Annotated in this window: 1 protein-coding gene; it reads left to right on the top strand. The window is 49.4% G+C overall.

What is annotated here, in order from left to right; translation table 11 throughout:
* Nucleotides 1-451, top strand: a 451-nt coding sequence (locus tag AB4585_RS28835) for an MATE family efflux transporter (protein ID WP_372172214.1), incomplete at both ends; no start/stop codon positions are given.

Here is a 451-nt window from a genome sequence, read left to right as displayed (position 1 = left end):
GGATTATCGACTCACATAGGTCGCTTTTTGGGTCAAAACCAACCTGAGCAAGCCGCACGCTTTTCCAGTCATGGCATATTGCTCGCGATCGTCCTTGTCAGTATTGCTTCATTCATCGGACTGCAGACTATAGACCCACTATTTACTCTGTTAGGTGCAGAGCCTCAACTGCTGCCACTGATCGACCAATACATGTTTGTCTGGTACCTGACAGTGCCACTTTTGGTGATACCAATGAGTGGCAATGCAGCTATTAGGGCCTGTGGTGATACTAAAACTCCCGCCAAGATTATGATTGGCGCTGGCGTGGTCAACGGCATATTAGACCCCTTGCTGATATTTGGTATTGGCCCTTTCCCTGAATTGGGTATCCAAGGTGCCGCCATTGCCTGTGGCATCAGCTGGGCCGCCGCATTGATAGGCGCTTTTTATTTTCTGGTTGTTCGCGTGA

The organism is Vibrio sp. 10N.222.49.C9, from assembly GCF_041474985.1.
GTDB lineage: Bacteria > Pseudomonadota > Gammaproteobacteria > Enterobacterales > Vibrionaceae > Vibrio > Vibrio crassostreae_C.
Note: the sequence above shows the minus strand (reverse complement) of the source record. Positions and strands in the feature narration are given on the sequence as shown.